General features: G+C 55.3%; 22 protein-coding genes. 8 read left to right on the plus strand and 14 right to left on the minus strand.

Translation table 11 applies throughout. The annotated features are described in order from the left end of the window. Positions 1-15: 15 nt before the first annotated feature. Entirely contained in the window at positions 16-1,035 is a 1,020-nt protein-coding gene (locus K0I31_RS05115; protein ID WP_011864817.1) for an aspartate carbamoyltransferase, read from the minus strand. Between the two features lie 491 nt (positions 1,036-1,526). On the opposite strand from K0I31_RS05115, the gene K0I31_RS05120 reads away from it, so the two are divergent. Then, positions 1,527-2,033: a 2TM domain-containing protein gene (locus K0I31_RS05120; RefSeq protein ID WP_220080125.1), complete on the plus strand. Its 507-nt coding sequence runs from the start codon at positions 1,527-1,529 to the stop codon at positions 2,031-2,033. A gap of 51 nt (positions 2,034-2,084) precedes the next feature. On the opposite strand, the gene K0I31_RS05125 is transcribed toward K0I31_RS05120, so the two are convergent. Next, the gene (locus K0I31_RS05125; RefSeq protein WP_220044519.1) at positions 2,085-3,794 is read right to left on the minus strand and encodes a chloride channel protein; all 1,710 of its coding nucleotides are present in this window, start codon (positions 3,792-3,794) and stop codon (positions 2,085-2,087) included. A gap of 75 nt (positions 3,795-3,869) precedes the next feature. On the opposite strand from K0I31_RS05125, the gene K0I31_RS05130 reads away from it, so the two are divergent. Both K0I31_RS05130 and erpA read left to right on the plus strand, forming a co-directional pair. Then, positions 3,870-4,787, plus strand: coding sequence for a DUF6776 family protein (locus tag K0I31_RS05130; RefSeq protein ID WP_220080126.1), 918 nt, complete (start codon positions 3,870-3,872; stop codon positions 4,785-4,787). After that, the gene (gene erpA / locus K0I31_RS05135) at positions 4,780-5,130 is read left to right on the plus strand and encodes an iron-sulfur cluster insertion protein ErpA (protein WP_011864821.1); all 351 of its coding nucleotides are present in this window, start codon (positions 4,780-4,782) and stop codon (positions 5,128-5,130) included. Before K0I31_RS05130 ends, erpA begins: the two co-directional genes overlap by 8 nt. Before the next feature lie 106 nt (positions 5,131-5,236). Here the strand turns inward: erpA and K0I31_RS05140 are convergent, their stop codons facing one another. From K0I31_RS05140 to K0I31_RS05155, 4 genes are all read right to left on the minus strand, one after another. After that, on the minus strand, positions 5,237-5,710 hold the full coding sequence (locus K0I31_RS05140) for a hypothetical protein (protein WP_434086917.1): 474 nt from the start codon (positions 5,708-5,710) through the stop codon (positions 5,237-5,239). A gap of 61 nt (positions 5,711-5,771) precedes the next feature. Next, complete coding sequence (locus K0I31_RS05145; protein WP_398351021.1) at positions 5,772-6,143, minus strand: DUF2750 domain-containing protein; 372 nt, start codon at positions 6,141-6,143, stop codon at positions 5,772-5,774. A 157-nt stretch (positions 6,144-6,300) separates the two neighbouring features. Then, positions 6,301-7,410: an anhydro-N-acetylmuramic acid kinase gene (locus K0I31_RS05150; protein WP_220080127.1), complete on the minus strand. Its 1,110-nt coding sequence runs from the start codon at positions 7,408-7,410 to the stop codon at positions 6,301-6,303. 37 nt (positions 7,411-7,447) lie between these two features. Next, positions 7,448-8,944, minus strand: a complete 1,497-nt coding sequence (locus tag K0I31_RS05155; RefSeq protein WP_220080128.1) for a peptidoglycan DD-metalloendopeptidase family protein — start codon at positions 8,942-8,944, stop codon at positions 7,448-7,450. 126 nt (positions 8,945-9,070) lie between these two features. Here K0I31_RS05155 and tyrS point away from each other — a divergent pair, with 126 nt between their 5' ends. Beyond that, on the plus strand, positions 9,071-10,267 hold the full coding sequence (gene tyrS, locus K0I31_RS05160; RefSeq protein WP_220080129.1) for a tyrosine--tRNA ligase: 1,197 nt from the start codon (positions 9,071-9,073) through the stop codon (positions 10,265-10,267). Positions 10,268-10,389: 122 nt separating this feature from the next. Here tyrS and K0I31_RS05165 read toward each other — a convergent pair whose 3' ends face one another. The 5 genes from K0I31_RS05165 to mtnN all read right to left on the minus strand — a co-directional run bounded on the left by K0I31_RS05165 (position 10,390) and on the right by mtnN (position 13,706). Next, complete coding sequence (locus K0I31_RS05165) at positions 10,390-10,869, minus strand: nuclear transport factor 2 family protein (protein ID WP_011864827.1); 480 nt, start codon at positions 10,867-10,869, stop codon at positions 10,390-10,392. Between the two features lies 1 nt (position 10,870). Beyond that, positions 10,871-11,491, minus strand: a complete 621-nt coding sequence (locus K0I31_RS05170; protein ID WP_011864828.1) for a trimeric intracellular cation channel family protein — start codon at positions 11,489-11,491, stop codon at positions 10,871-10,873. Continuing rightward, positions 11,488-11,877: a DUF2721 domain-containing protein gene (locus K0I31_RS05175; protein ID WP_220080130.1), complete on the minus strand. Its 390-nt coding sequence runs from the start codon at positions 11,875-11,877 to the stop codon at positions 11,488-11,490. Before K0I31_RS05175 ends, K0I31_RS05170 begins: the two co-directional genes overlap by 4 nt. 115 nt (positions 11,878-11,992) lie before the next feature. After that, positions 11,993-12,976 (minus strand): cobalamin biosynthesis protein CobD/CbiB, encoded by a 984-nt coding sequence (locus K0I31_RS05180; RefSeq protein ID WP_220080131.1) that lies wholly within the window; start codon positions 12,974-12,976, stop codon positions 11,993-11,995. A gap of 37 nt (positions 12,977-13,013) precedes the next feature. Beyond that, positions 13,014-13,706, minus strand: a complete 693-nt coding sequence (gene mtnN / locus K0I31_RS05185; RefSeq protein WP_220080132.1) for a 5'-methylthioadenosine/S-adenosylhomocysteine nucleosidase — start codon at positions 13,704-13,706, stop codon at positions 13,014-13,016. A gap of 122 nt (positions 13,707-13,828) precedes the next feature. Here mtnN and K0I31_RS05190 point away from each other — a divergent pair, with 122 nt between their 5' ends. Further along, positions 13,829-14,164 (plus strand): hypothetical protein, encoded by a 336-nt coding sequence (locus K0I31_RS05190; protein WP_220080133.1) that lies wholly within the window; start codon positions 13,829-13,831, stop codon positions 14,162-14,164. Between the two features lie 89 nt (positions 14,165-14,253). On the opposite strand, the gene K0I31_RS05195 is transcribed toward K0I31_RS05190, so the two are convergent. From K0I31_RS05195 to gltB, 3 genes are all read right to left on the minus strand, one after another. Next, positions 14,254-14,877: a hypothetical protein gene (locus K0I31_RS05195; RefSeq protein ID WP_220080134.1), complete on the minus strand. Its 624-nt coding sequence runs from the start codon at positions 14,875-14,877 to the stop codon at positions 14,254-14,256. Positions 14,878-15,452: 575 nt separating this feature from the next. Beyond that, positions 15,453-16,862, minus strand: coding sequence for an FAD-dependent oxidoreductase (locus tag K0I31_RS05200; RefSeq protein ID WP_220080135.1), 1,410 nt, complete (start codon positions 16,860-16,862; stop codon positions 15,453-15,455). A gap of 5 nt (positions 16,863-16,867) precedes the next feature. Continuing rightward, positions 16,868-21,316 carry a glutamate synthase large subunit gene (gene gltB, locus K0I31_RS05205; protein WP_220080136.1) on the minus strand — a complete coding sequence of 1,483 codons (4,449 nt, stop codon included), beginning with the start codon at positions 21,314-21,316 and terminating at the stop codon, positions 16,868-16,870. Positions 21,317-21,803: 487 nt separating this feature from the next. Here gltB and mnmL point away from each other — a divergent pair, with 487 nt between their 5' ends. The 3 genes from mnmL to oxyR all read left to right on the plus strand — a co-directional run bounded on the left by mnmL (position 21,804) and on the right by oxyR (position 24,414). After that, positions 21,804-22,739, plus strand: a complete 936-nt coding sequence (gene mnmL / locus K0I31_RS05210) for a tRNA modification radical SAM protein MnmL/YtqA (RefSeq protein ID WP_220080137.1) — start codon at positions 21,804-21,806, stop codon at positions 22,737-22,739. A gap of 173 nt (positions 22,740-22,912) precedes the next feature. Then, positions 22,913-23,278 carry an Hpt domain-containing protein gene (locus K0I31_RS05215; protein ID WP_011864838.1) on the plus strand — a complete coding sequence of 122 codons (366 nt, stop codon included), beginning with the start codon at positions 22,913-22,915 and terminating at the stop codon, positions 23,276-23,278. A 218-nt stretch (positions 23,279-23,496) separates the two neighbouring features. Beyond that, entirely contained in the window at positions 23,497-24,414 is a 918-nt protein-coding gene (gene oxyR / locus K0I31_RS05220) for a hydrogen peroxide-inducible genes transcriptional activator OxyR (protein ID WP_011864839.1), read from the plus strand.

The following is a 24,414-nucleotide window of genomic DNA, read 5'->3' on the forward strand; positions in this document are numbered from 1 at the left end:
AAAGTCGTCGCCAGATTAAAAATCGGCTTTTTGTGAATACCAATTTACCGGACATTCGTGCTGTTCAAGCTGTGAATCAACACCTAATGTCAACGCAAACAGCGCCATGCGGATAAGCAATCCGTTGTCTGCCTGTCTGAAGATGGCCAAGTTTGGATGACTGTTGAGGTCATTGTCCAGCTCGTTGGCCTGCTCTCTCGAATCGCGGGGCAGCGGATGCATGATCACTGTATTCGATTTGCAATGCTGTGTGTAAATATTGTGGTTTAAGCGGAACTTACCACGATACTTGTTGGCCTCTTCCTGCGAAGGAAAACGCTCTTCTTGAATACGCGTCAGGTAGAGTATATCAGCCTGATCTAAATTGCCTTCAAGTTGATCTGTTATTGTGATCTTATGCCCAGCATTTTCAATGTCATCGATCACATAGTCTGGCATTGCCAACTCTTTTGGTGAGATCAGGGTGAAGCTCACATCCTTGTACATGCACAGCAGGCGCGACAGTGAGTGTACCGTGCGGCCAAACTTGAGGTCGCCCACCATGGCGATGTGCATGCCGCTGATGCTGCGGCCACCGGCGGCCAGCTCTTTCTGAATGGTGAACAGATCCAGCAGTGCCTGGGTCGGGTGCTCGTTGGGGCCGTCGCCACCGTTTATTACTGGTACTCGGCTACCTTCGGCAAACTCACGTACCGAATAGGCATCGGGATGACGCATGGCGATCACATCCGAGTAGCTAGAAAGTACGCGGGCAGTGTCGTACAGGGACTCACCCTTAGAGAGCGACGAGGTGCCTATGCCGACGGTTTCGTTGACCTTGCCGCCCAGCAGGTTGAAGGCGCTGCCGAAGCTGACCCGGGTGCGGGTGCTGGGTTCGAAAAACAGATTACCCAGAATCGCGCCGTCGAGTACCGTGGTACGTTTGCGTCTGAGGGCATAGGGAGTCATTCGCGATGCAACGCTAAAGATCTCTTGTACGGCATCTAGATTGAGTTGGTTTACCGAGAGGATGTGTGAACCTTGAAACTGAGTCATCAGCCTTTATTTCCAATTTCGGGGGGCAAAATGGCCGAAGCAGATGGTCATTTCGCCCTAAGTTATGTAGGGTGGCTGAGGCGACACTATACCAGACATAGCGAGGCGGTGGAATAACCCGCCGGGCAAATTTGCGTGTTGGCACAAGCTTTGTTTGGCTAAATCCTGTGAGCCAGATTGGCGCCGAATATAGAGTCGAGTAGCAGGGACGAGTGGTAGCGGCAAGAAGCGGGTAAGTGCGTCGAGCGACTAAGGGTGGATTAGTTCGCATCTCAGGTTAACCTATTGAAACTAAAGGCGAGTCATGCGCGTGTCGCGCTATTCTCTTGTCTGAGTCGGCAGGCGTGTCGTGCTCGAGTCGTGTATAAGTCGTGCTGATGTTTTATCAAAGTCATGCTTAAGTCGTGTATTAGTCGGCTAAACGCCGTGGTGGGACAAGCTACCCGGGGCTAAGCTGGCATCTCCAATTAAACAGAGGGTTAAGGAAAACAATGATTATTCGTAAACTACGTCTTCAACGGGCCTGGTCGCAGGAGCAACTGGCGCAGCATTCAGGGCTTAATGTGCGCACCATACAGCGTCTTGAGCGGGGACAGAAGGCGAGTCTCGAATCATTGAAATCTTTAGCTTCGGTATTTGAGGTGCCTCTGGAGGCGCTGCAACAGGAGATGGATATGAGTATAACAATGGACAAGCAAACCGATGAAGCAGTTAATGAGAGCCTGGCGCCGATCAGCAGTGATGAGCGCGCCGCCATCGAATATGTCAAAGAGCTGAAAGGCTTCTACAGCAACCTAGTGACCATGGCGATCGTCTTGCCGCTTCTCTACCTGCTGAATCTGATGATAAGCCCAGGTTATATGTGGGTCTGGTGGGTGGTACTGGGATGGGGTGGCGGCCTGGTGCTGCACGCCATCTCGGTATTCGAGCCTTTTAGCCTGTTTGGGGCGAGCTGGGAGAAATGCCAGATAGAGAAGCGACTCAAGCGTAGGCTATAGCGTTAATATTCAGATATAGGCGTCATTCTAATGTCTTTAGGCTGGCGCCGGTTAAATCTGTCCCTGGTTGATCTCTTTTTGCAGCATCACCCAGCTGATCACTCCGACCACATTGTCGCGCCTATCCTGATAGATAAATACTTCTCCGCGACGCTCCTTGGAGAGAATGTCGTAGACCTCCTTCAGGGTGGCGGTATCCACTAGGCCCTCTATGGGGTGACGGGTCAGGGTACTCATCTCCTCGGTGACCTGCAGCTCTATCTGTAGCATCTCCATCTGGCCCTGATTGTTCTGCATTAACACAGATCGCCCCTCGGCGCGCTTAAGCACCTCCAGCAGCAGCTCGTCGTTGTCTTTTACGATAACGAAGCGTTTGTCCATCACGGCGCGCACCCCCTGTTTCTGCAGGCCGAGTTTGACCGAGGAGACCTTGTAGTCCAGTCCCATCAGCTCTATCTGCTTGTAAAACAGCGACTTGGTATTGAACGCCTGATGGGCGATCAGGAACGCCGGAATGGTCACGAACATGGACGGTAAGATGATGGCGGCGTTATTAGTCAGCTCCAGCAGGGCGACCAGGGCCGCCAGGGGGGCGCTGAGGCAGACCCCCATCATGGCCGTCATGCCTATGATGGTGTAGAGGCCCACATAGGGGGTGATGGTAGGAAATAGCATGGCGCTGACCACGGCGAGGATGGCGCCAATGAGCGCGCCTATGCCAAACAGCGGGCCTATGATGCCGCCTGGGATCCCAAGGCCGATGGCAGCTATGGTGGCGACTATCTTGCCCAGCAACAGGCCGACCAGCAGCGCCAGGCTGGGGTGCTCGCTGATGGCATGACTGATGGCCAGATCGCCGCTGCCCAGCGCCTGTGGCAGGAAGAAACCTATGATGGTGGTGATAAGCCCGGCGATGAGTAGGCGCAGGATCAGGGGGTGCTGCTGCCCCTTGGCGGTGACTTTCAGCAGGGTGTGATTAAACAGGGCGGCGATACAGCCCAGGGTGACGCCGCACAGCGCCAGTACGGGATATTGCGACAGGGGAATATGGCTCACCCCTATCTGGTCATATTCATGGATATTGCCAAACACCAGCTGGCTGGAGAGGGCGCCGCAGATGGCTGAGAGCATGATGGGGAAGAAGTAATGCACCTTGTATTCCCGCAGTATCACCTCGAATACGAAGATCACCGCCGCCAGCGGGGCGTTGAAGGTGGCGGCAATCCCGGCGGCGATGCCGCTGGCGCACATGATGCGCACGCTGTTGTCGGGCAGCTTAAACTTCTCTGCCATCACACTGGCGCTCACCGCGCCCAGGTGAATCGCTGGGCCCTCACGGCCCACGGAGAAGTTGGTCGCCAGGGCAAATAGCGCCTGAAAGAACTGTCCCGGTGCGGACTGCAGGGGGATCTTGCCGTAGTGCAATTTCATCCGCTGCATTACGTAGGCGATCCCCATGCGTTTATAGCGCTTGGATCCCAAAACGGCCACAAACCAGATTAAGATCGCCCCTAAAAGTGGCAATAGGACTCGCCAGTCACCTAAGTTGCCAGTAAACTGCCACTCTTGGGTCTGGGTGAGCTGGTTGAGCCACAGCAGCAGAAGTCGAAACAATATGATCACGCCAGAGGCCACCAGGGCGAAGGCGAGGGCGAGGCCACAAAGCTGCACGCTGATCTTGGCCTGGGCCAATTTGTCTTTGAGGTCGGTATTCAGGTATTTCTGGCATTGCTGTATGGCGCTGTTTATTCTGAGCTGCACAGTAACCTTCCGGATCAATCGTTAGTAACGCTTCGCGGGGCGAATGAAGAAATTATCATAAGGGGCTAGTACTTAATGCCAAATTATCATCGCTGGGTCGATCGCATGCAAGTGCTCGAACGAAAAATTAGACCTTCGAGCGTTTATCTGTTTTGTTTAGTGATCGTGGCCTTCTTACTCGGCGTGTTGACCTGGGACCTTTGGTCCGCCAATCATTCGGTGACACCGACCCAATCCAGTGGCCGTGAGGCCGAGCTGCGCCAGGCGCTCAAGGAGCAGGCCGAGGTGCTGGCGTCGCGTAATCTCGAGCTGTCGCTGGAGCGCGAAGCCAACAGTAACATGCAGAAGATGTTTCTCGAGCAGCATCAGAAACAGAAGTCACTCGACAGAGAGCTGGCCTTCTACCGCAGCATCATGGCGCCAGAGCATCAGGCCGATGGCGTCGCCATTCACGGGCTGGAGATGACGCCGGGCCCGCTGACCCATCAGTATCAGATCAAGTTAGTGCTTACTCAGCTGCAGAAGCGCAAGCAGGCGTTGAAGGGCCAGGCCAAGCTTGCCTTCGTCGGTGTGCAGCAGGGCAAGATAGTGACTCTGCCACTTTCATCGCTTACCGATGCCAAGTTTGCCTTCAGCTTCCGTTATTTTCAGACCCTCGAGGCGCAAATCACCCTGCCAAGCGATTTCGAGCTGTCTCGGGTCGAGACTGAGGTCATAGTGCCCGCCAGTCGCTGGAGTAAGGGAGCCAAGGCGCAGCAGAGCTTCAGCGCCCAGGAGCTGCTGGCCACGCCAGAGGGCGACACTGACGTGGGCGCCCGTTCAGGCGGCGAGCCCAACGCGGTAGAGGAGCCCCATGGGGACGAGGGCTACGCCCCCGCCGAGGAGGGCGAAGGTTCACAGATTTCAACAGAGCCACGACTATTACTTGAACAAAATAGTCAGGTATCGGATAATTCCGCTCAGCAAACCGATGTAAGAGGTAGTAATGACTGAACAAGCTGAAGATACAATGCCAATTCGTTTTACCGACGCGGCAGCGGCCAAGGTTAAAACCTTATTGGAGGAAGAGCAAAACGACGCACTTAAGTTACGTGTTTACGTAACCGGCGGCGGGTGTTCAGGTTTTCAGTATGGCTTTACATTCGATGAGAAGGTCAATGAAGGTGACTTTACCGTTGAGAAACAAGGGGTTCAATTGGTTGTCGACCCAATGAGCCTACAATACCTGGTAGGCGGTGAAGTGGATTACACCTCGGGCCTGGAAGGCTCTCGTTTCTTCGTTAAGAACCCTAACGCCACCACCACCTGTGGTTGTGGTGCCAGCTTCTCGGTTTAAGCCCCAGAAAGCGAGCCGGTGCATAGAGCGCCTAAAGAAAAAGCCAGCATAGCTGGCTTTTTTTGTGCTTTTGATTGAGGGTTATCTGAAAACCGCGAGCCTTGGGCTACTTCATGATATTCATGCTGTTCTTGATATGGCAGTAGGCCTTTACCTTAGGAGTGAAGGCTATCCATACCTGCACCACGGCCAGCAGTATCAGCACAGTGAACACTAACCAATCTGGCAGCTTGCCCTGCCAATCGCCCAGGTGAAAGGTCGAGGGACCGGCCACCAGGTTGTCAGGGTCATATAAGATCACCGGCAGCAGGCTCACCAAGCCGAGCTGGATGATGGTGTAGCCCCTGAGTATATAGAGCCCGGCCTTCTGGCGCCCAAGCACGGCAATCACCATCAGCAGGGTCAGCATGCAAAACAGCACCCCCTGCTTGGCCATCAGGCCGCTGACGGAGGCTAGGGTTAGCAGACTCAGCAGTGCCAGTAGACGCTTGGGCAGCTTAGCCTTCACCGGTTGCTGGCTAGCGGCTTTTGTGAGTTCAGCGGCTTGTGCCTTGTCAGCCTGGTGGTTTGTCTCAGTCATCTCTGGCATCGACACCTTATTCTCTTCCATTATCTGAACCGATAGCGTTAAGGTTAGCCGATCAGTGACGCGGCTTAGGCGTCAGACGCTGCTCAAGCTCATAGGGCGGGATCACCACGCCTAGATCGTCCTGTACCGGGAACACGGCGACAAACAGGTCATCGTCCTGCATGCCAGGCACCCAGCGCTCCAGCCACTCGTCCAGCGGAATGGCCAGTGGGATGCAGTCGGCCCAGTCGTCGACGGCCCACTGCTTGGCGGATTCTTCACATGGCCACATAGGGATGCAGTCTTCATCTTCTGTGGTCAGCATGACGCAGCCATCGACATCCTGTAGGGTCCACAGTGTCTTGGTGGCCTTGGCTTGCTCGACGAGATAGTCGTAACGGGCCTCTGGGGTCATCTGGCTGGCTTGTTGTGCACTCTTGGTCATTGCGGTCTCTTTCATCAATTAGTGGCTGGGCCGATTGGCCGCCATGATAGCAATCTGCGCCGCCCTAGGCTAACAGTTTTGTCCCTGAGATGGGCGGTGCCGAGCGCCGTGGATAATATTAGTTGTCGTGAGCAGTTGCCTTACTCTGACGGCTTACTCAGTTGCCTGGGAAGAGACCGCCGAGCACGGTTTCCCGGCTGGCGCCTGTGACGGCCGGCAGGTTACCCGGCAGCCCCAGCTTGTGGCGCATGGCGAGCCAGGCGAAGGCGATGCCTTCCACCCACTGAGGATCGACCCCCAGGCTGGCGGTAGTATGCACCTGATAGCCGGGCAGCAGCGCCGCCAGACGTGTTAGCAACTCAGTGTTAAAGGCGCCGCCACCGCACACATAAAGCTCGGCCTTATCGGTGAGCTTGAGGCAGTCGTTGGCTATGCTATGGCAGGTGAGATCCAGCAGGGTGGACTGAATATCCGCCTCATGCAGATAGCCGAAATCGGCGGTCTGCTGCTCCAGCCAAGCCTGGTTAAACAACTCGCGTCCCGTGCTCTTGGGGGCGCTGAGGGAGAAATAGGAGTGGGACAACATCTGCTTGAGCAGTTGCTCATCTGTCTTGCCGCTGGCCGCCCAGGCGCCGTCCTTATCGTAAGCCTCGCCCTGAACCTGTTTTATCCAGGTGTCTATCAGGGTATTGCCCGGACCGTTATCGAAACCAATTACAGCGCTGGCATCCCCCGGCAGATAGGTGATGTTGGAGATGCCGCCTATGTTGAGGATCATCCGCTGGTGGCCGGCTCTGGCAAACAGCTGCTGGTGAAAGGCGGGCACCAAAGGCGCGCCCTGACCGCCCAGGGCGATATCTTTACGGCGAAAGTCGGCGATGACATCTATGCCTGTGAGGGCGGCTATGGTGTTGGGGTCGCCAATCTGCAAAGTAAAGCCCAGTTCCAGGTTGGGCATGTGGCGCACCGTCTGGCCGTGGCTGCCGATGGCGATTATCTGATGTCTGTCGACGCCGCTCTTGGTCAGCAGCCCCTCGACCGCCTGGGCAAACAGCTTGCCGACGCTGCGGTCCAGTATGCCCATGCGGTTGATCTCGTCGGAGCCCGACTGACACAGGCGCTGCAGGCCGCTCAGCAGATGGCTGGGTAGCGGCTCGGTATGGGTATCGACCAGGGTGATCTTATCGTCGGTGAAGTCGACCAATACCGCGTCGACACCATCCATGCTAGTGCCCGACATCAGGCCGATATAGTAATGTTTGCTCATCTAGGTGTCCTGGGGTCTGTTGACCCAAAAGAGAGACTCACTGGGAGGCCAATTGCACTTGCTTGTTCTGTTCAAGTTTAGCCATCAATTGCTTACTCAGGGCGAGGAAGCTGGATTTTTCCTTGCTGTCTATGGGCAGAGATTGTGGCAGCTTGACCGTGCGCGGATTGCGGTGCACGCCGTTAACGATAAATTCGTAGTGCAGGTGGGCACCTGTGACGCGGCCGGTCGAGCCCAGAGTGCCGATGATTTGTCCCTGTTTCACCGTCTGGCCCTGCTTGACCTTACGTTTCTTGAGGTGGAGATACTTGGTGGTATAGGTCTCATTATGTTTGATAAAGACATAGTTACCATTGTATTGGTTGTAGCCGGATTTGATCACCCGTCCCTTACCCGCGGCCTTGATGGGGGTGCCGACGGCAGCCACATAGTCTACACCGCGGTGTGCCTTGACCTGACCCGTGACCGGGTGGAGGCGGCGCGGATTGAAGCTTGAGCTGACATACTTGAAGTCCACCGGCGAGCGTAGGAAGGCCTTGCGCATGCTACGGCCCTCGTCGGAATAGTAGTTACCGTCCTTGTAGCGCACCGCCGTGTAGCGATCGCCCTGGTTATAGAACTCGGCGGCCAGGATATTGCCGTTACGCAGGAACTCGCCGTCGGCGTACTCCTCTTCAAACAGGATGGCGAAGTTGTCGCCCTGGCGGAGATCCAGGGCAAAGTCGATATCCCAGCCGAAGATGGTGGCTAGCTGCATGATCTGGTTGGGCGTTAAGCCCGCGCCGACCCCGGCGTTCCAGAAGTTGCTGCTGATGGTGGCGCTGGCAAATTTGGTGCGGCTTTCCACCGTCTTCTTGATGATCTCTTCGCTGTAGCCCTTATCGTCCTTGCAGATCTTCAGGGTCGAGATGGGGTCCAGGTGATAGACCACACGCTTGAGCTGACCGGCATCGTCTTTGACGATAATGATCTCTTCGCCGGGCATGATCTTCAAAAGGTTCTTCTTGGCCTTGGGGAGCTGGGTTATCTCATACACGTCGCGGGCCGTGAGTCCGGCGCGTTTAAACAGGGCAGCCAGGGTGTCGCCGCTACGCACGGTAAACTCCTCACTGCTCTCTCTTTCCTCTTCGGGCTCGGCGACGACTGGGTTGTCGGTGACCTGGGTCAGGGCGCTCTCATTTAGATCTAGGCTTCCGTTAAGGTCTAAGCTTCCGTTAAGGTCTAGGCGGCCGCTCTCCTGAGTATTGCGGGCGATCTCATCGGCGCTGGGGGGCTCGGGCGTGCGAAAGGCGAGGGGCACGGGATAGGCATAGCCGTTTGTCTTGGTGTCGTTAGTAGCGTTTTCGCCTGATGCGCCGCTATCTGCTTGTTCGCCAAGGCGAATCTTGCCCGTTAGCGAGGTATTGGTTGAACGGGAGGCCTCGGCATCGTCGGAGGGGATAAATATCACGCCTATGGTGATCATCACTAAGACACTCAATATGATTTGATGCAATCTGGGTAATAGTTTTAAGAGTGTGATGATCTTTCCCATTGACTCCGATACCAATTTCTAACACTTAAGCCGATCCTGTTAGTGTACACTCTTTCATTTGTGCTGGCTAACAAGTAACATTAGTCCCCATTATTTACCTATCGGCTCTTAGGAGTAGCTGCCAAGATGGCTAATTTAGACCAAGCATTAGCAGAAATTAAACGTGGTACCGACGAGATATTGCTCGAATCGGATCTGCTGGAAAAATTAAAAGAGGGACGTCCTCTGCGCATCAAGTTGGGGGCCGACCCAACCGCGCCGGATATTCATCTTGGCCATACTGTGATCCTCAATAAGATGCGTGCCTTCCAGGAGCTGGGACACGAAGTGATCTTCCTGATCGGCGACTTCACCGGCATGGTGGGTGACCCGAGTGGTAAGAACAGCACGCGTCCGCCGCTGACCCGCGAGCAGGTGCTGGCAAACGCCGAAACCTACAAGGAACAGGTGTACAAGATCCTGGATCCGGCCAAGACCCGCATCGAGTTCAACTCGAGCTGGCTAGAGGAGCTGGGCGCGGCGGGCATGATCCGTCTGGCCTCACAGCAGACAGTTGCCCGTATGATGGAACGTGACGACTTTAAGAAGCGTTATGCCTCGGGTCAGTCGATCGCCATCCACGAATTTATGTACCCGCTGCTGCAGGGCTATGATTCTGTGGCGCTGGAAGCCGACGTCGAGCTTGGCGGTACGGATCAGAAGTTCAACCTGCTGATGGGCCGTGAGCTACAAAAAGCCGCGGGTCAGAAGCCACAGGCGGTGATCATGATGCCACTGCTGGAAGGTCTGGACGGCGTGAAGAAGATGTCTAAGTCGGCCAACAACTATATCGGCGTCAGCGAGCCCGCCGGTGAGATGTTTGGCAAGATCATGTCTATCTCTGATGACCTGATGTGGCGTTACTTCGAGCTGCTCTCTTTCCGTCCACTGGAAGAGATTGCCCAGCTTAAGAGCGACGTTGAAAACGGCACCAACCCAAGAGATGTGAAGATCGCCCTGGCGAAAGAGATCATCGCCCGTTTCCACGACGAGGCGGCAGCCGAGGCGGCGCATCAGGAGTTTATCAACCGCTTCCAGAAGGGCGCGATCCCAGATAATATCCAGGAGATCGAGATTGCCGCCGGTGACGGTATCGGCATCGCCAACGTGCTTAAAGATGCAGGCCTGGTCAGCTCGACCTCAGAGGCGATGCGTATGATCAAGCAGGGCGCGGCTAAGCTGGATGGCGACAAGATTGAAGACAGTCGTCTAGTGCTTAACGCCGGCATGACGGGCGTGTTCCAGGTAGGTAAGCGTAAGTTTGCCAAGATCACCCTGGTGTAAAGATTTATCGTCGAATCATTTCAAGAGGCCTGCTTAATGCAGGCCTTTTTTATACGTGTTGGAAAGTTGGAGGGCTTGGGACTAAGAGAGTTTGAAGGTGGCTAGCGCTAGGTTAGACCTGCTTACTGGGTGGCGAGCTGATCCTGCATGGTCTGATAGTCCATCAGATCTTCATGCTCCTTCACCCTGTGGTTGGCGAGATCCAGCTTGACCGTGGTCACCCCTGGGATCGCCAGCTCAATTACTTTGCCCGGCTTGCCAAACAGGCTGCCGGGGCCGCGATAGTGGTAGTTACCTATCATCACCACCAGTGAGCCCGAGTTGTACATGTGCTCTATGTTGAAATCGTATTCCAGCACGCCGCGATGGGCACGCTCGAAAAACTCTATGATGTCGCGTCTGCCCGTGTAGGTCTTGCTGGCGGTGCGATCCTTAAACACGCTGTCGCGGTTGTAGAAGGAGGCCAGGGTGCGGTAGTCATGATCCGTCAGCGCTTGAATATACTTGATCGCCATCTGCTGCTCGGCGGGCATATCGCCGGGAGCCGCCTGGGCAGCCAGGGGCAATATCATCAGAATGCTAACTAAAAACTGCTTGATCATCTTATGTTTTCTTTAATTCAAACGCCGGTAGTCTCAGGTGCCACTTGATGGCCGCCAAGCGTATGACGAGCGCACTTATCATGGCGATGGCCAGGGCCACCTTATCGGCCAAGCCCCAGGTGATGGCACAGGTATAGCTTATCCCGCCAAATATCGAGGCGGTCGCATAGATTTCGGTGCGCAATATCATGGGGATCTGGCGACAGAGTATGTCTCGAATAATGCCGCCTCCGACGCCAGTTATCAAGCCCATCACCACGGCAATCATGCCGCTGAGACCAAGATTGAGTGCCTTTTCGGCCCCGATCACGGTAAACAGCGCCAATCCGAAGGCATCGGCCACCGGCAGAGTGTACTGGGGCACCTTCTTGGGCTTGCGAATAAACAGCAGGGCCAGCAGCACGGTCGCCAGGATCACTATGATGTAGTTGGGGTCGCGGATCCAAAATACCGGCGTGGTGCCGAGCAGAGCGTCACGTATGCTGCCGCCGCCAATGGCGGTGACCGAGGCAAGCACTATCACCCCAAAGGGATCCATGCGATGACGCCCGGCGGCTAAGGCGCCAGAGAGGGCAAATACCGCGGTACCGCAGAGGTCGAAAAAGTAGATCCACTCCTTCATTGATCTAGCTCTTGCAGGTGGTAGTTGAGGGCATCGACCGAGATGCGGATTTCGAGCACTGAGAGCAACAGCGAGTAGAGCAGGAGCAGCAGGCTGGAGCCGAAGATGACCGAGCCAGTTTTGTTAAAGCCCACATAGATGAAGATCATACACAGGACGCACAGGGCGAAGCTAGAGACGCCCGCCTCCTGCATGCGGCGAATGATGACGATGCGGCGACGCAGGTTTTTCAGCTGCCCAGAGTGCACAGGTTTGCCCTCGGTGCTCAGGCTGCGGATCAGTGCCGCCAGCGAGAAGAAGCGGTTGGTATAGGCCAGGAGTAACAGTGAGATCGCCGGAAACAGCAGCGCCGGTGTGGTCAGGGAAATGTGAAGATTCTCAAACAAAGTCGTTATGCCTATTGTGTCAATATGTTGCCGCCAGAGGGGAATAATACCAAGGGTTTTTGGCTTGTCTAGTCAAAAGACGCCAGGGGAGAGGCGACGTAGAACAGAGTGGCGATTAAGCGTGCGCTAGCAGCCGTAGCGTGGCCCACAGACAGGGGATAAGCAGCACGGAGAGTACCCAGATCCCCTTACTTAGACGCAGCAGCCTGAGCGCCGCCGTGATGGTGTGGGGCGTGGGCTTGGGGCCAGTGCCGATACGGGCGATATCGACCCTCTGCCCGGCAAACTTCTGTGGGCCGCCGAGCTCAGTGTTGAGCACTCTGGCCGCCAGGGCGCAGGTGGCCAGATGATTGTTTATCGGCAGTGGGCTCTTGGTGGGCCTTAGCAGCTGCACCAAGGCGCCGGGGCCGCCCTGGATCGCCAGGGTAAAGTTCCAGGCCTGGGTCGGCAGCCAGTAGAGCAGGGAGCTCAGCAGATAGACAGGGCGGCCAAACTCGCGGTATTGCGGATTAAGTGCCGGCCAGGTGTATTCCAGCTGCTTGATCATCCGCGCGCCCAGCACCAGCGGAGCGCCGCCGACGGCGAAGAAGAGTATGGTGGCGACCGTGCCATAGATGGAGGTGGTCATCAACTTCTCGATCACCGTCTTGCTCATGCCCACCTCTGAGAGCTCGCGGGTATCGCGATAGACCCACTGGCTCAGTAGGCGACGGGCGCGTTGCTTGTCTTGACGTGCAAGCGCCTGGCCCGTCTCCTCTGCCACCTTGTGAAACTGCTCATCGCACAGGCAGAGATAGAGAAACAGACACTCGAAGAACCAGGGGAAGGCAGCCAGCTCCAAAAGGAAGCTCAGGATCAGCCAGAAGGGCAGCACCAGGAGCAGTACAGAGAGGCTGCCCGCCACTCGCTGCTGATTTGCGGAGCGATCAACTCTCGCCACCTTGGCCGACAGGCTGCGCGCCAGCTGAGAAAACCAGTAGAAGGCCTGGTATTCCCTGGGGAGCGGTGCCAGTAGCGCCATGAAGATGGCCACCAACAAGATGGCAGCCCCCTGATAGAAGGGGCTGTCGAGCAGTAGTTGTTGGATGAGATCGTGCATCGCGTCGCGGTCTGTGTGCCGTCCCTGAGTCTGTCAGTTACAGGTGTTTCAGCAGCGAGATCACCATCAGCGCCGAATGATGGCCCGCCTTCACCAGGTAGCTGTCAAAATCTACCGGTGAATCGTTGTTGGCGTTGTCAGACAGCGAGCGGATCACCACGAAAGGCACCTTAAACTGGTGACACACCTGGGCAATCGCAGCGCCCTCCATCTCACAGGCCGCCATGGTCGGGAAGTTACTTAGCATCACCTTAGTGCGCTCAGGGTCGCAGATAAAGCTGTCGCCGGTGCAGATAAGCCCTTCGATAGCCTTCACTTCGCCCAGATCCGCTACCGCCTTCTTAGCGGCCTCGACCAGTGTTCGGTCTGGCATGAAGGCCGCCGGTTGCTGCGCCATCTGACCTATCTCGTAGCCGAAGGCGGTGACATCTACGTCGTGGTGACGCACCTCAGAGGAGATGATGATATCGCCGATGGCCAGGCTGTCGACGAAGCCGCCCGCCGAGCCTGTATTGATCACATAATCCGGGGCATATTTCTCAATCAGTAGTGTGGTGGCGACACTGGCGGTGACCTTGCCGATGCCAGAGCGGGTGACGATCACCTCTTTGCCCTCAAGCTGTCCGGCGACAAACTCTATGCCGGCGATGGTTTGGGTCTGAGTGTCTGTCATAGACGCGATAAGATGAGCGACTTCTGGCTCCATGGCGCCGATAATACCAATTTTCATTGAATACCCTTTATGGTCTAGATGGATCTGGCCGCGCGAAGGCGCAGCCTGTCTTAGATAATGGGCGCTAATATAGCAATAAAGTGGTTCGGTGGCGAGGTTGCGGATCGCAAGCTAGCTTGTTGGAAAACAAGTTAGGAAGTTTCTTTGTTGGTGGCCATCAGTGTTATGGCTTTGTATTTGCTGGTGGCAGCGTTGAACTTCATTTCTTTGAATTGCCTGCGGCAATTCCATTTTGCTATTTGAACTCTACCCGACTTGGTATTTTAGGTGTGGTTTATAACCATGACGTCAAGGTTTATCTATTGCCTGCGGCAGGCTCATGTGCAAACACGCTTTTGGCACGCAGCGAGTCCATCCCTGGATGCTCTGCGAAATCATCCATGATTTCGAAGGCCAAAAGCGTGTTTACACCCGGTTATCCATCTCTTCGATTTGACGTTGTTGGTAAGTTTTAGGTGTCAGTATTCAGAATTTTGGCTTGGATTTGTAGGCTCTGCTGACATCTGATGTGAATGGACTTACGAATGCCGCGGTGAACAGTTTGTTAAACCGTACTTTCCTTGATCCTATCCAATAGTTTTTCTTGCTTCCGGTTGATATTTTCTATCAAACTTTCGCTCAGCTTTATGATATTGCTAGTCAATTTTTTATCGCCATTATTTGCACGGCGATGGATAGGGATTGTAAATGGCTCAAATCTGTTTTTGCCCACAATATCTTCAACATATAAAACATAACCACTTTCAAAAGGGTCCTCACCACTGTGAGCAGCGTAGTTATGGCGGATTCTTCTGATTTCATGGTGAATGTATCTATACTCATTTTGGATCTGGTTAACATGCAAACGCACTCCATGTCGCCCTTTCGTGTCAGCAAAACATTTCCAGTACGTCGTAACGATTGATACCAAAAGACTATTTAAAATTGCGCGCTGCTCAGAAGTTACGTTATTTTGTTCTAATATTCCAAGAGCAATATTACCCCAAGCTACGACATTTTTAAGATCACCAAGAATCAAAGTGTAGCCAATGTAACTTTGAGAAAGTCTGTCATCTAAAATCTGCGTTGGAAGAAGCTTTCTACGGTAAGTAACTTTATTGATGAGCTTGCGTTGTTCTTTGTCAAAAAAAGCTCTAATTTCAAAGCCACCTATCTTTTCATAAAACAAAGGATATCTCCGAATACATGTACGGTTTAATGCTTATTAGCGAGAATGCCGCTTATGTAAATCACTTCCAACTAATGTACATCGCGACAAATTTTTTTAACTATCTGAAATTTGTATCAATAACAGCATTACATAACAAGGAGAAAGTGAGTAGCCTCAAAACGGAACCAGACTTCCATTTGTTTTAAGAAAGGGTGAGATCTTCCGCGTTATCCAATACGGAAAAGGCTGGTTTTTAGAGTATTAAAAATGTCGTCAAATCGAAGAGACGTTAGATACCGGGTGTAGATGCATCTGCGGACGTCGATGGCAGGGATGCCATCGTCGAGCCTCCACGGATGGATTCACGGCGTGTAGCAGATGTATCTGCACATAAGCGAGCCGCAGGCTATAAGCATCAATGAAGGTGCGACCTTCAATAACCCTCCAAATACCAAAACCACCAGAAGCAACAAAACCAAAAACCAGCCTGGTTTTCCCCAGGCAAAAAAAAGCGCTTTAACTCTCACTCAAAGTTAAAGCGCCAATCACAAGCCAAATTGTGTAGCTCAGAATTAATCTGAGCTGGTTCAGACTTAAGCCTCGAAGCTGTTTAATATCCCGAGCGCGGCATCGCGGCCCTCGGCGATGGCGGTGACCACAAGGTCTGAGCCGCGCACCATGTCGCCACCTGCAAACACCTTAGGGTTGCTGGTCTGGAAGGGGTTATCGGCGACCTTAGGTGCCACCACGCGGCCCCATTGGTCTAACTCTATGCCATAGTCGCCAAACCACTTTGCGGGGCTCGGCTGGAAGCCGAAGGCGATGATGATGGCATCGGCCTCGATCAGCTGCTCGCTGCCCTCGATCGGCTCTGGGCGACGACGACCCGAGTCGTCCGGTGCACCCAGGGCGGTCTCGACACATTCGATGCCGCTGACCGCGCCGTCAGTGGTCTTGATGGCCGTCGGCTGACGGTTGAACAGGAAGTTGACTCCCTCTTCGCGGGCGTTTTGCACCTCGCGGCGTGAGCCGGGCATGTTGGCCTCGTCACGGCGATAGACACAGGTCACCTCGCTGGCGCCTTGTCTGACGGCGGTGCGCACACAGTCCATGGCGGTATCGCCGCCACCGAGTACCACCACCTTCTGACCGGCCAGGCTCAGGTAAGGGGTCTCTTCGTCTGTGGTGCCCATGACGTTGTGGGTGTTACCAATCAGGTAGGGTAGGGCCTGGTAGACGCCCTTGGCATCTTCGTTCTCCAGCCCGGCCTTCATCGGGGTGTAGGTGCCCATGCCAAGGAAGACGGCGTCATAGTCGGCCAATAGGGTATCGAAGCCGATATCTTGGCCCACGGTGACGCCCAACTTGAACTCTATGCCCATGCCTTCCATGACGGTGCGGCGGATCTCCATGACAGACTTATCCAGCTTGAAGGCGGGAATGCCGTAGGTGAGCAGGCCGCCAATCTGAGGATGCTTGTCGAATACCACCGCCTTGACGCCATTGCGGGCGAGGATGTCGGCGCAGCCAAGGCCGGCAGGGCCCGCGCCTATGATGGCGACGCGCTCCTTACGCTTGACCACCTTGCTCATGTCCGGGCGCCAGCCCTGGGCGATGGCGGTGTCGGTGATGTATTTCTCCACATTGCCTATGGTGACGGCGCCAAAGTCGTCGTTGAGGGTACAGGCGCCTTCACATAGCCTGTCCTGGGGACAGACGCGGCCACAGATCTCTGGCAGTGTGTTGGTCTCATGGACCAGCTCGGCCGCCTCGAGTATGCGTCCCTGTTTGGCCAGCTTCAGCCAGTTGGGGATATAGTTGTGCAGCGGGCATTTCCACTCACAATAAGGGTTACCACAGTCGAGGCAGCGGTCTGCTTGCTCGTTAACCTGAGGCTGTGCAAAGGGCTGATAGATCTCGATAAACTGCGTGGCGCGATGCTTGGCGTCATGCTTGGTCGGATCCTTACGGCCTACTTCGATAAATTGAAAATCGTTACTCATGGCCATTACCCCGCTACCACTGCTAATGCAGGTTCAGTTTGTTCCAGACGCAGGAGATCATCGAGCGCCACATTCTTAGGCTTGACCAGGACGAAACAATCGATCCAGTTTTCAAAATCGTTTAACAACATCTTGGCGTGCTCGCTGCCTGTCTCGGCCACGTGCTCTTCGATCAGCCCCTTGAGGTGCTGTTGCTGTATCGGTGCCGTCACCTTTTGCATATCCACCATCTCGGTGTTGAGACGACGGTTGAAGTGGCCGAAGCGGTCGAACACATAGGCGAAGCCGCCCGTCATGCCGGCGCCGAAGTTAACGCCCGTCTTACCCAGCACTACCACGATACCGCCTGTCATGTATTCGCAGCCGTTATCGCCCAGGCCTTCGACCACGGCGATGGCGCCCGAGTTACGCACCGCGAAACGTTCGCCCGCCTGACCGGCCGCAAACAGCTTACCGCCGCTGGCGCCGTAGAGGCAGGTGTTGCCCAGGATAACGCTCTTCTCACTCTGGAACATGCTGCCCACAGGCGGATAGAGGGTGATCTTGCCGCCCGACATGCCTTTACCCACATAGTCGTTGGCATCGCCGCACAGATCCAGTGATAGGCCCGGGGCGTTCCAAACGCCGAAGCTCTGACCTGCGCTGCCGCTGAAGTTTAGCTGAATCGGCGCCTTGGCACCCTGACGACCGACTTTGGTGGCAATGTAGCCAGACAGCGCCGCGCCTACCGAGCGGTCGGTGTTGTTGATCTCGAAGCGTGCGGTCAGTGGCTCGCTCTGATCGACGGCCGTTTGGCAGTGGCTCAAAATTTTCTGGTTAAGCTCGCCCTTGTCGTCGGTCGGGTTGGTTTCACGCCAGGTTAGCGCGCAGCCCTCTGGCACCTCTGGCTTATAGAGGATGGCGGACAGATCCAGCTGTTGCTGCTTGTCTGTGGCGCCTTCCAGCGCCGCGAGCCAGTCGCTGCGCCCTACGAGCTGTTCGAACTCGGTCACGCCGAGGGCGGCCATCCATTCGCGGATCTCGCGGGCCATAAACTCGAAGTAGGTCATCACGCGCTCAGGCAGGCCGTGGTAGTGATTGTCCCTCAGCTGCTTATTCTGTGTCGCCACGCCGGTGGCGCAGTTGTTCAGATGGCAGATACGTAGGTACTTACAACCCAGGGCGATCATAGGCACGGTGCCGAAGCCGAAGCTCTCGGCGCCCAGCAAGGCCGCCTTGATCACGTCTGTACCCGTCTTGAGGCCACCGTCCACCTGCAGGCGGATCTTGTGGCGCAGGCCATTGGCGACCAGCGACTGATGCACCTCGGCCAGACCCAACTCCCAGGGGCTACCGGCATATTTCACCGAGGTGATAGGGCTGGCGCCCGTGCCGCCGTCATAGCCTGAGATGGTGATCATGTCGGCATAGGCCTTGGCCACGCCTGTGGCAATGGTGCCAACGCCTGGCTCAGATACCAGCTTGACCGAGATCATCGCCTTGGGGTTGATCTGCTTGAGGTCGAAGATCAGCTGAGCCAAGTCTTCGATGGAGTAGATATCATGGTGTGGCGGCGGCGAGATCAGGGTGACGCCAGGGCGCGCGTTACGCAGCGCGGCGATCTCTACGCTCACCTTGTCACCGGGCAGCTGACCGCCTTCGCCTGGCTTGGCGCCCTGGGCGACCTTGATCTGCAGCACCTCGGCGTTGACCAGATAATGCGCCGTGACACCGAAGCGGCCCGAGGCGATCTGCTTGATGGCCGAGTTACGCTCAGAGTTGAAGCGGCGCGGATCTTCCCCGCCTTCGCCCGAGTTGGAGCGACCACCGAGGCGGTTCATGGCCACGGCCAGCGCCTCGTGGGCCTCTGGGCTGAGGGCGCCGATGCTCATGGCGGCGCTGTCGAATCTTGGATAGAGAGTGGCGGCGGCCTCGACTTTGTCGAGTTCGATGGCCTGCTTGTCACCCTTGACGGTGAAGAGATCCCTCAGGGTCGCCACGGGTCTGTCGTCCACCAACTCGGTGAAGCGTTTGTAGACGTCATAGTCTTGGTCACGCAGACTCTGCTGCAGCGTGTTGACCACATCCGGGTTGAAGCAGTGGTATTCACCGCCTTCCACATATTTCAGCAGGCCGCCCTGTGTCAGCGGCTGATGGGCCTGGAAGGCGAGCTTCTGCAGCGTCTGTTGATCTTTCTCCAGCAGGGCGAAGCTCGCGCCTTCGATCCGGCTGACCACGCCTTTGAAGCAGAGCTCGACCACCTCAGATGACAGGCCGATAGCTTCGAACTGCTGGCTACAGCGGTAGGAGGCTACGGTACTGATCCCCATCTTGGACATGATCTTACGTAGTCCCTTGTCGATGCCCTGACGGAAATTGAGCATCAGCTGTTGGGTCTCGCGCACGCCATGACGGCTGGCCAACGCCGAGATGCTCTCGTAGGCCAGATAAGGGTAGATGGCGGTGGCGCCAAAGCCCAGCAGTACGGCGAAGTGGTGCGGATCTCTGGCCGAGGCGGTCTCGACTATGATGTTGGTGTCGCATCTCAGGCTCTTGTCGACCAGTACGCGCTGCACGGCGCCCACGGCCATGGCCGCGGGGATCACCTGCTTACTCTTGTCGGTGGCCCTGTCGGAGAGGATCAGCAGTGTGGTGCCGGTACGTGCCAGGCGCTCGGCCTCGTTGCAGACACGGCGAATGGCTGCCTCTAAGCCTTCACTGAGGTCGTAGTTAAGATCGACAGTGTTGGCGCGGTAGTAGGTCGAATCCAGCGCCAGCAGCTGGTTGAAGTCGCTGTAGAGCAGGATAGGCGAGCTGAACATTACGCGGTAGGCGTGGCCCGTGGTCTCGTTAAACAGGTTCTGCTCGCGGCCGACACAGGTGGCCAAAGACATTACATGCTTTTCACGCAGTGGATCGATTGGCGGGTTGGTCACCTGGGCGAATTTTTGGCGGAAGTAGTCGTACAGGGTACGGGACTTCTTCGACAGCACGGCCATAGGGGTATCGTCGCCCATGGAGCCAGTGGCTTCTTCGCCTTTCTCGGCCAGTACCCAGATCACTTGCTCTAGTTCTTCGCGAGAATAGCCAAACTGCTTCTGGTATTGCAGCAGGGTGTCGGCGGAGAACTCGCATACGCCCTGGGCCTCGCTCGGCATCTGCTCGGCGGGGATCAGGGTCTGACTGTTCTTGGCCATCCACTCCTTGTAGGGGTGGCGACGCTTAAGGTCGTTATCGATCTCAAACGAAGAGTAGAGCTGACCGTTGAGGGTATCGAGCACCAACAGCTCACCCGGGCCGACACGGCCCTTCTCGACCACTTCGTCCGGGGCATAGTCCCAGATGCCGATCTCGGAGGCCAGGGTCAGGATACGGTCTTTGGTGATCACATAGCGTGATGGGCGCAGGCCGTTACGGTCTACCGCACAGGCCACGTGGCGGCCGTTGGTCATGACTATGCCTGCCGGGCCGTCCCAGGGCTCCATATGCATGGAGTTGAAGTCGTAGAAGGCCTTCAGCTCATCGTCCATCTCTGGGTTACTCTGCCACGCGGGTGGAATAAGCAAACGCATGGCGCGGTAGAGGTCCATGCCGCCGGCAAGCAGCATCTCCAGCATGTTATCTAATGAGGAGGAGTCGGAGCCACTCTCGTTGACGAAGGGGGCGGCCTGCTGCAGATCCGGCAGCAGCGGCGCATTAAACTTGTAGGCGCGGGCGCGGGCCCACTGACGGTTACCGGTGATGGTGTTGATCTCGCCGTTGTGGGCAAGATAGCGGAACGGCTGTGCCAGCGGCCACTTGGGCGAGGTATTGGTTGAGAAGCGCTGATGGAACAAACAAATGGCGCTTTGCAGACGTATGTCGGCCAGATCCGGATAGAAGGCCGGCAGATCGGCGGGCATCATCAACCCCTTGTAGACGATCACCTGACCAGAGAGGCTGGCAACATAGAAGTCTTCGCAGTCAGTTATCTGCTGCTCGAGGCGGCGACGGGCCATATAGAGGCGACGCTCGAGATCTTTCTCACGCCAACCTATGGGTGAGTTGATCAGCACCTGCCAGATCTTGGGCTGGCTGGCCTGGCCTATGGGGCCTAATACCTCAGGGTTGACCGGGACTTCACGCCAACCGGCCACACTCAGTGTTTCTTTCTCCAGCTCACGTTCCAGGGTGCGTTTGGTGTAGTTGGCCTTTTCCTCATCTTGGCTTAGGAACAGCATGCCCACGGCAAACTTACGGCTCAGGTGCCAGTCGTTCTCGCTGGCCACGGCTTCGAAGAATTTAATGGGGAGTTGCATAAGTAGGCCACAACCATCGCCGGTACGACCGTCGGCGGCAATACCACCACGGTGTTTCATGCGATCCAGGCCATGAATGGCTGTACGTACAATTCTATGGCTGGCTTCGCCATCCATCTGGGCGATTAAGCCAAAACCACAGTTATCTCGTTCAAAACTGGGGTGATACAAGCTCATATAAAAACTCCCTAATACTAACCAATACTACGTCGGGGAAATTCAAGCGATTGATGTGCACCCGAACCATCCAAATTAACTTTTGCCTAGTAAAAGGTCAATTCAAATTTGTGCATAAAGTATGACTAGGGCAGGGCGTTTAATACGGTTTATATTTTAACCTTACGTTAACGTCAACTGTAAAAGTTGCTGTATAACGTTATGAATAAAAAGAATTTTGAATATGGCTCTGAATCTTTTTTACTAAAATGTAACAAAATGGGTTATTGTCTTTTAATCTAAAAAAGTGATTTTTATTGCATATACAGTGAATTATTTAACAAATCTTAGACCAATGTATTAGCCGATACTGTGCTGCGCCCCTAAGTTTGTACCGGCTTTGTGAGCTGGCGCACCGGGAAAGGCGTCAAAAATTGATGTAGCACCAAGAATGGTGTCATTAAGCCAGTTACAATCGCCGCCCTTTTATCGATCGAGAGAATACCCCGTGGGACTGGATAGCCATGTCAACACCTTTGGCCTACATTGCAAGCGTCAGTATGGTCAGCGCCTCAAGAAGCTGACCCTGGATGCCAAGTTTACCTGCCCCAATCGTGACGGCACCCTGGGACGGGGTGGCTGTACCTTCTGTAATGTGGCCTCCTTCAGCCATGAGCATGGCTCGGTAGACAGCATCGCCGTGCAGCTGGCCAATGGCCGCGAGCGTGCCCAGGGAAAATCCAGCAAGTTCATCGCCTATTTTCAGGCCTACACCAGCACCTATGATGAGTACCGTCTGCTAAAGCAGCGCTATGATGAGGCGGTGGCCGATAGCGATATTGTCGGCCTGTGTGTCGGCACCCGTCCCGATTGTGTCAGCGACGAGGTGATCGCCCTGCTGGCCGGTTATCAGGCCCGTGGCCTGGAGGTATGGCTGGAGCTCGGCCTGCAAAGCGCCAACCTTGAGACGCTTAAGCGGATCAATCGTGGACATGGTTTCGAGGAGTATCGTGATACTGTCACCCGGGCGAGAAAGGCGGGATTAAAGGTGTGTACCCACCTGATCTTAGGGCTGCCAGGTGAGAGCCATGAGGACTATTTAGCCAGTCACAGGGCGGTGCTGGATGCTGGGGTCGATGGGCTCAAAATTCATCCACTGCATATCGTCGAGGGTAGTACTATGGCCAAGGCTTGGCGGGCCGGGCGCATGAGTTTATTGACCCAGGAAGCCTACGCCGAGAGCGTCGGCGAGCTGATTCGTCTCACGCCTAAAGAGGTGATTTTTCATCGTGTTACCGCCTACGCCAAGAAACCTATGCTGCTGGCACCCGACTGGTGTGCCTATCGCTGGGAGGGGTTGGTGGCCATCGTCAAGAACCTAGAACGCCTGGGCGGTCAGGGTCATTATTTGACCGATTCGGCAGGTGATCATTTGTCGGTTTAGGCGCAAAAAACGTGAACAATTGAGCAATTAATTTAACGCATGGTTAATGAAAGGTTAAATAAGGAGCTATTTAACTTGCATATGCTTCAATTAGTTGCGCCCGCCATTCTAGGCGCTATTATGGGGTGAATTTTATTCTTGTCCCGTCAGCTTTTTTCGAGAGGTGCCTTAAGATGGCAACAGCCGAGTTAGAATCAATATTGGATCTCAACACACTTGAGCAGTACTGCAGCGCTATCGGTGCGGGCACTTTGCTAAAGAGTGTCGTCTTGTTTGAACAGTTGATGCCCGAGTATGTTGGCAACCTGGTCAACGCTAAGGAAGCACAAGACAAAGATACCTTATGTTCTGAGGCGCACAAGTTCAAAGGCGCTGCCGGTTCTGTGGGACTGAAACGTATCCAGCAGTATGCTCAGCTACTGCAACACGGTGAGGCGGCCGAGTGGCCAGCCGAGCACGGCACCTGGCTGCAGGTGATCGTGGACAACGCCAGCCAGGATCTGGCCGAGCTGAAGGCTTACCTAGAATCTAAGGCATAAAACGGCAATGTAGTAGGTCAAAGCCTGTAAATCAGAGCTAGCCAAGTTTGATAGCGCCCTCGATGAGAGATCATCGGGGGCGTTTTTGTTTGTGCACTATTTGGCCGCTTTTGGGCAGCGCTTCACACTTCTGGCAAAAGAGAGGGTTAATCCCGGGGCCGCTTGTGCTAGAGTTAGATTGAGTAATTGAATGTAAATGGAAGTTGGTAATCGATTTTATGAAACATCTGCCGAGCCTGAAAAACCTTTACTATCTGGTCAATCTCTATCAGGAACAGAACTTTAATCGCGCGGCCAAGCTGTGCCACGTGAGCCAGTCGACCCTGTCGAGTGGGATTCAAAACCTGGAGGAGCAGCTGGGTCATCAACTGATCGAGCGCGATCATAAGTCCTTCATCTTCACCGCCATCGGCGAAGAGGTGGTGCAGCGATCCCGCAAGCTGCTGACCGACGTCGACGATCTGGTGGAGCTGGTGAAGCACCAGGGCCAGCCGATGACAGGGGATATTCGCCTGGGCTGCATTCCCACCATCGCGCCGTTTCTGCTTAGCCGGGTGGTGAAACATTGCCAACAGGAATATCCTGAGCTGACGCTGTTTTTGAAGGAAGACACCACGGAGCGACTATTGGATGCCCTGGGTAAAGGCGAGCTGGATCTGTTGCTGCTCGCCTTGCCGGCCGACACCAGTGGCTATCACAGCATGAAGGTGGGGATAGATCCCTTCAAGCTGGTGATGCATAAGGAACTTAGCAGTGAGGTGCATCAGCCCATAGATTACAAGGCGCTACCCGATGAGAGCATCTTCCTGCTGCAGTCGGAACACTGTATTACCGGCCATGCCATCAGCGCCTGCAGTCTGGCGGATAGCGACAAGATCAACCCCTTCGCGGCGACGAGTCTGCACACACTGGTACAGATGGTAAACAGCAAGCTGGGGACCACCTTCCTGCCACAGATGGCGATCGATGCGGGGATATTGAACGATACGGATCTCACCGCCCTGACGCCGCCGGGTGAGGCGCCTTATCGTGATATCGGTCTGGTCTGGCGTCAGACCTCCAGCCGTATCATGACTTTCAGAACCTTAGGTAAGGCGATTCAAAGCTTGTTGGAACAGGCGGAGGCGGAAAGTTAG

Source organism: Shewanella spartinae, from assembly GCF_019457555.1.
In the GTDB taxonomy this organism is placed as follows: domain Bacteria; phylum Pseudomonadota; class Gammaproteobacteria; order Enterobacterales; family Shewanellaceae; genus Shewanella; species Shewanella loihica.

Excerpts from the sequence above, each read along its gene's own strand:
- K0I31_RS05145 (WP_398351021.1), bottom strand. The coding sequence starts at position 6,143 with ATGACCAAGAGTGCACAACAAGCCAGCCAGATGACCCCAGAGGCCCGT.
- tyrS (WP_220080129.1), top strand. The coding sequence starts at position 9,071 with ATGGCTAATTTAGACCAAGCATTAGCAGAAATTAAACGTGGTACCGAC.
- K0I31_RS05115 (WP_011864817.1), bottom strand. The coding sequence starts at position 1,035 with ATGACTCAGTTTCAAGGTTCACACATCCTCTCGGTAAACCAACTCAAT.
- K0I31_RS05140 (WP_434086917.1), bottom strand. The coding sequence starts at position 5,710 with ATGACTGAGACAAACCACCAGGCTGACAAGGCACAAGCCGCTGAACTC.
- K0I31_RS05180 (WP_220080131.1), bottom strand. The coding sequence starts at position 12,976 with ATGCACGATCTCATCCAACAACTACTGCTCGACAGCCCCTTCTATCAG.
- erpA (WP_011864821.1), top strand. The coding sequence starts at position 4,780 with ATGACTGAACAAGCTGAAGATACAATGCCAATTCGTTTTACCGACGCG.
- K0I31_RS05170 (WP_011864828.1), bottom strand. The coding sequence starts at position 11,491 with ATGAAGGAGTGGATCTACTTTTTCGACCTCTGCGGTACCGCGGTATTT.
- mtnN (WP_220080132.1), bottom strand. The coding sequence starts at position 13,706 with ATGAAAATTGGTATTATCGGCGCCATGGAGCCAGAAGTCGCTCATCTT.
- oxyR (WP_011864839.1), top strand. The coding sequence starts at position 23,497 with ATGAAACATCTGCCGAGCCTGAAAAACCTTTACTATCTGGTCAATCTC.
- gltB (WP_220080136.1), bottom strand. The coding sequence starts at position 21,316 with ATGAGCTTGTATCACCCCAGTTTTGAACGAGATAACTGTGGTTTTGGC.
- K0I31_RS05150 (WP_220080127.1), bottom strand. The coding sequence starts at position 7,410 with ATGAGCAAACATTACTATATCGGCCTGATGTCGGGCACTAGCATGGAT.
- K0I31_RS05120 (WP_220080125.1), top strand. The coding sequence starts at position 1,527 with ATGATTATTCGTAAACTACGTCTTCAACGGGCCTGGTCGCAGGAGCAA.
- K0I31_RS05130 (WP_220080126.1), top strand. The coding sequence starts at position 3,870 with ATGCCAAATTATCATCGCTGGGTCGATCGCATGCAAGTGCTCGAACGA.
- K0I31_RS05200 (WP_220080135.1), bottom strand. The coding sequence starts at position 16,862 with ATGAGTAACGATTTTCAATTTATCGAAGTAGGCCGTAAGGATCCGACC.
- K0I31_RS05215 (WP_011864838.1), top strand. The coding sequence starts at position 22,913 with ATGGCAACAGCCGAGTTAGAATCAATATTGGATCTCAACACACTTGAG.
- K0I31_RS05155 (WP_220080128.1), bottom strand. The coding sequence starts at position 8,944 with ATGGGAAAGATCATCACACTCTTAAAACTATTACCCAGATTGCATCAA.
- K0I31_RS05165 (WP_011864827.1), bottom strand. The coding sequence starts at position 10,869 with ATGATCAAGCAGTTTTTAGTTAGCATTCTGATGATATTGCCCCTGGCT.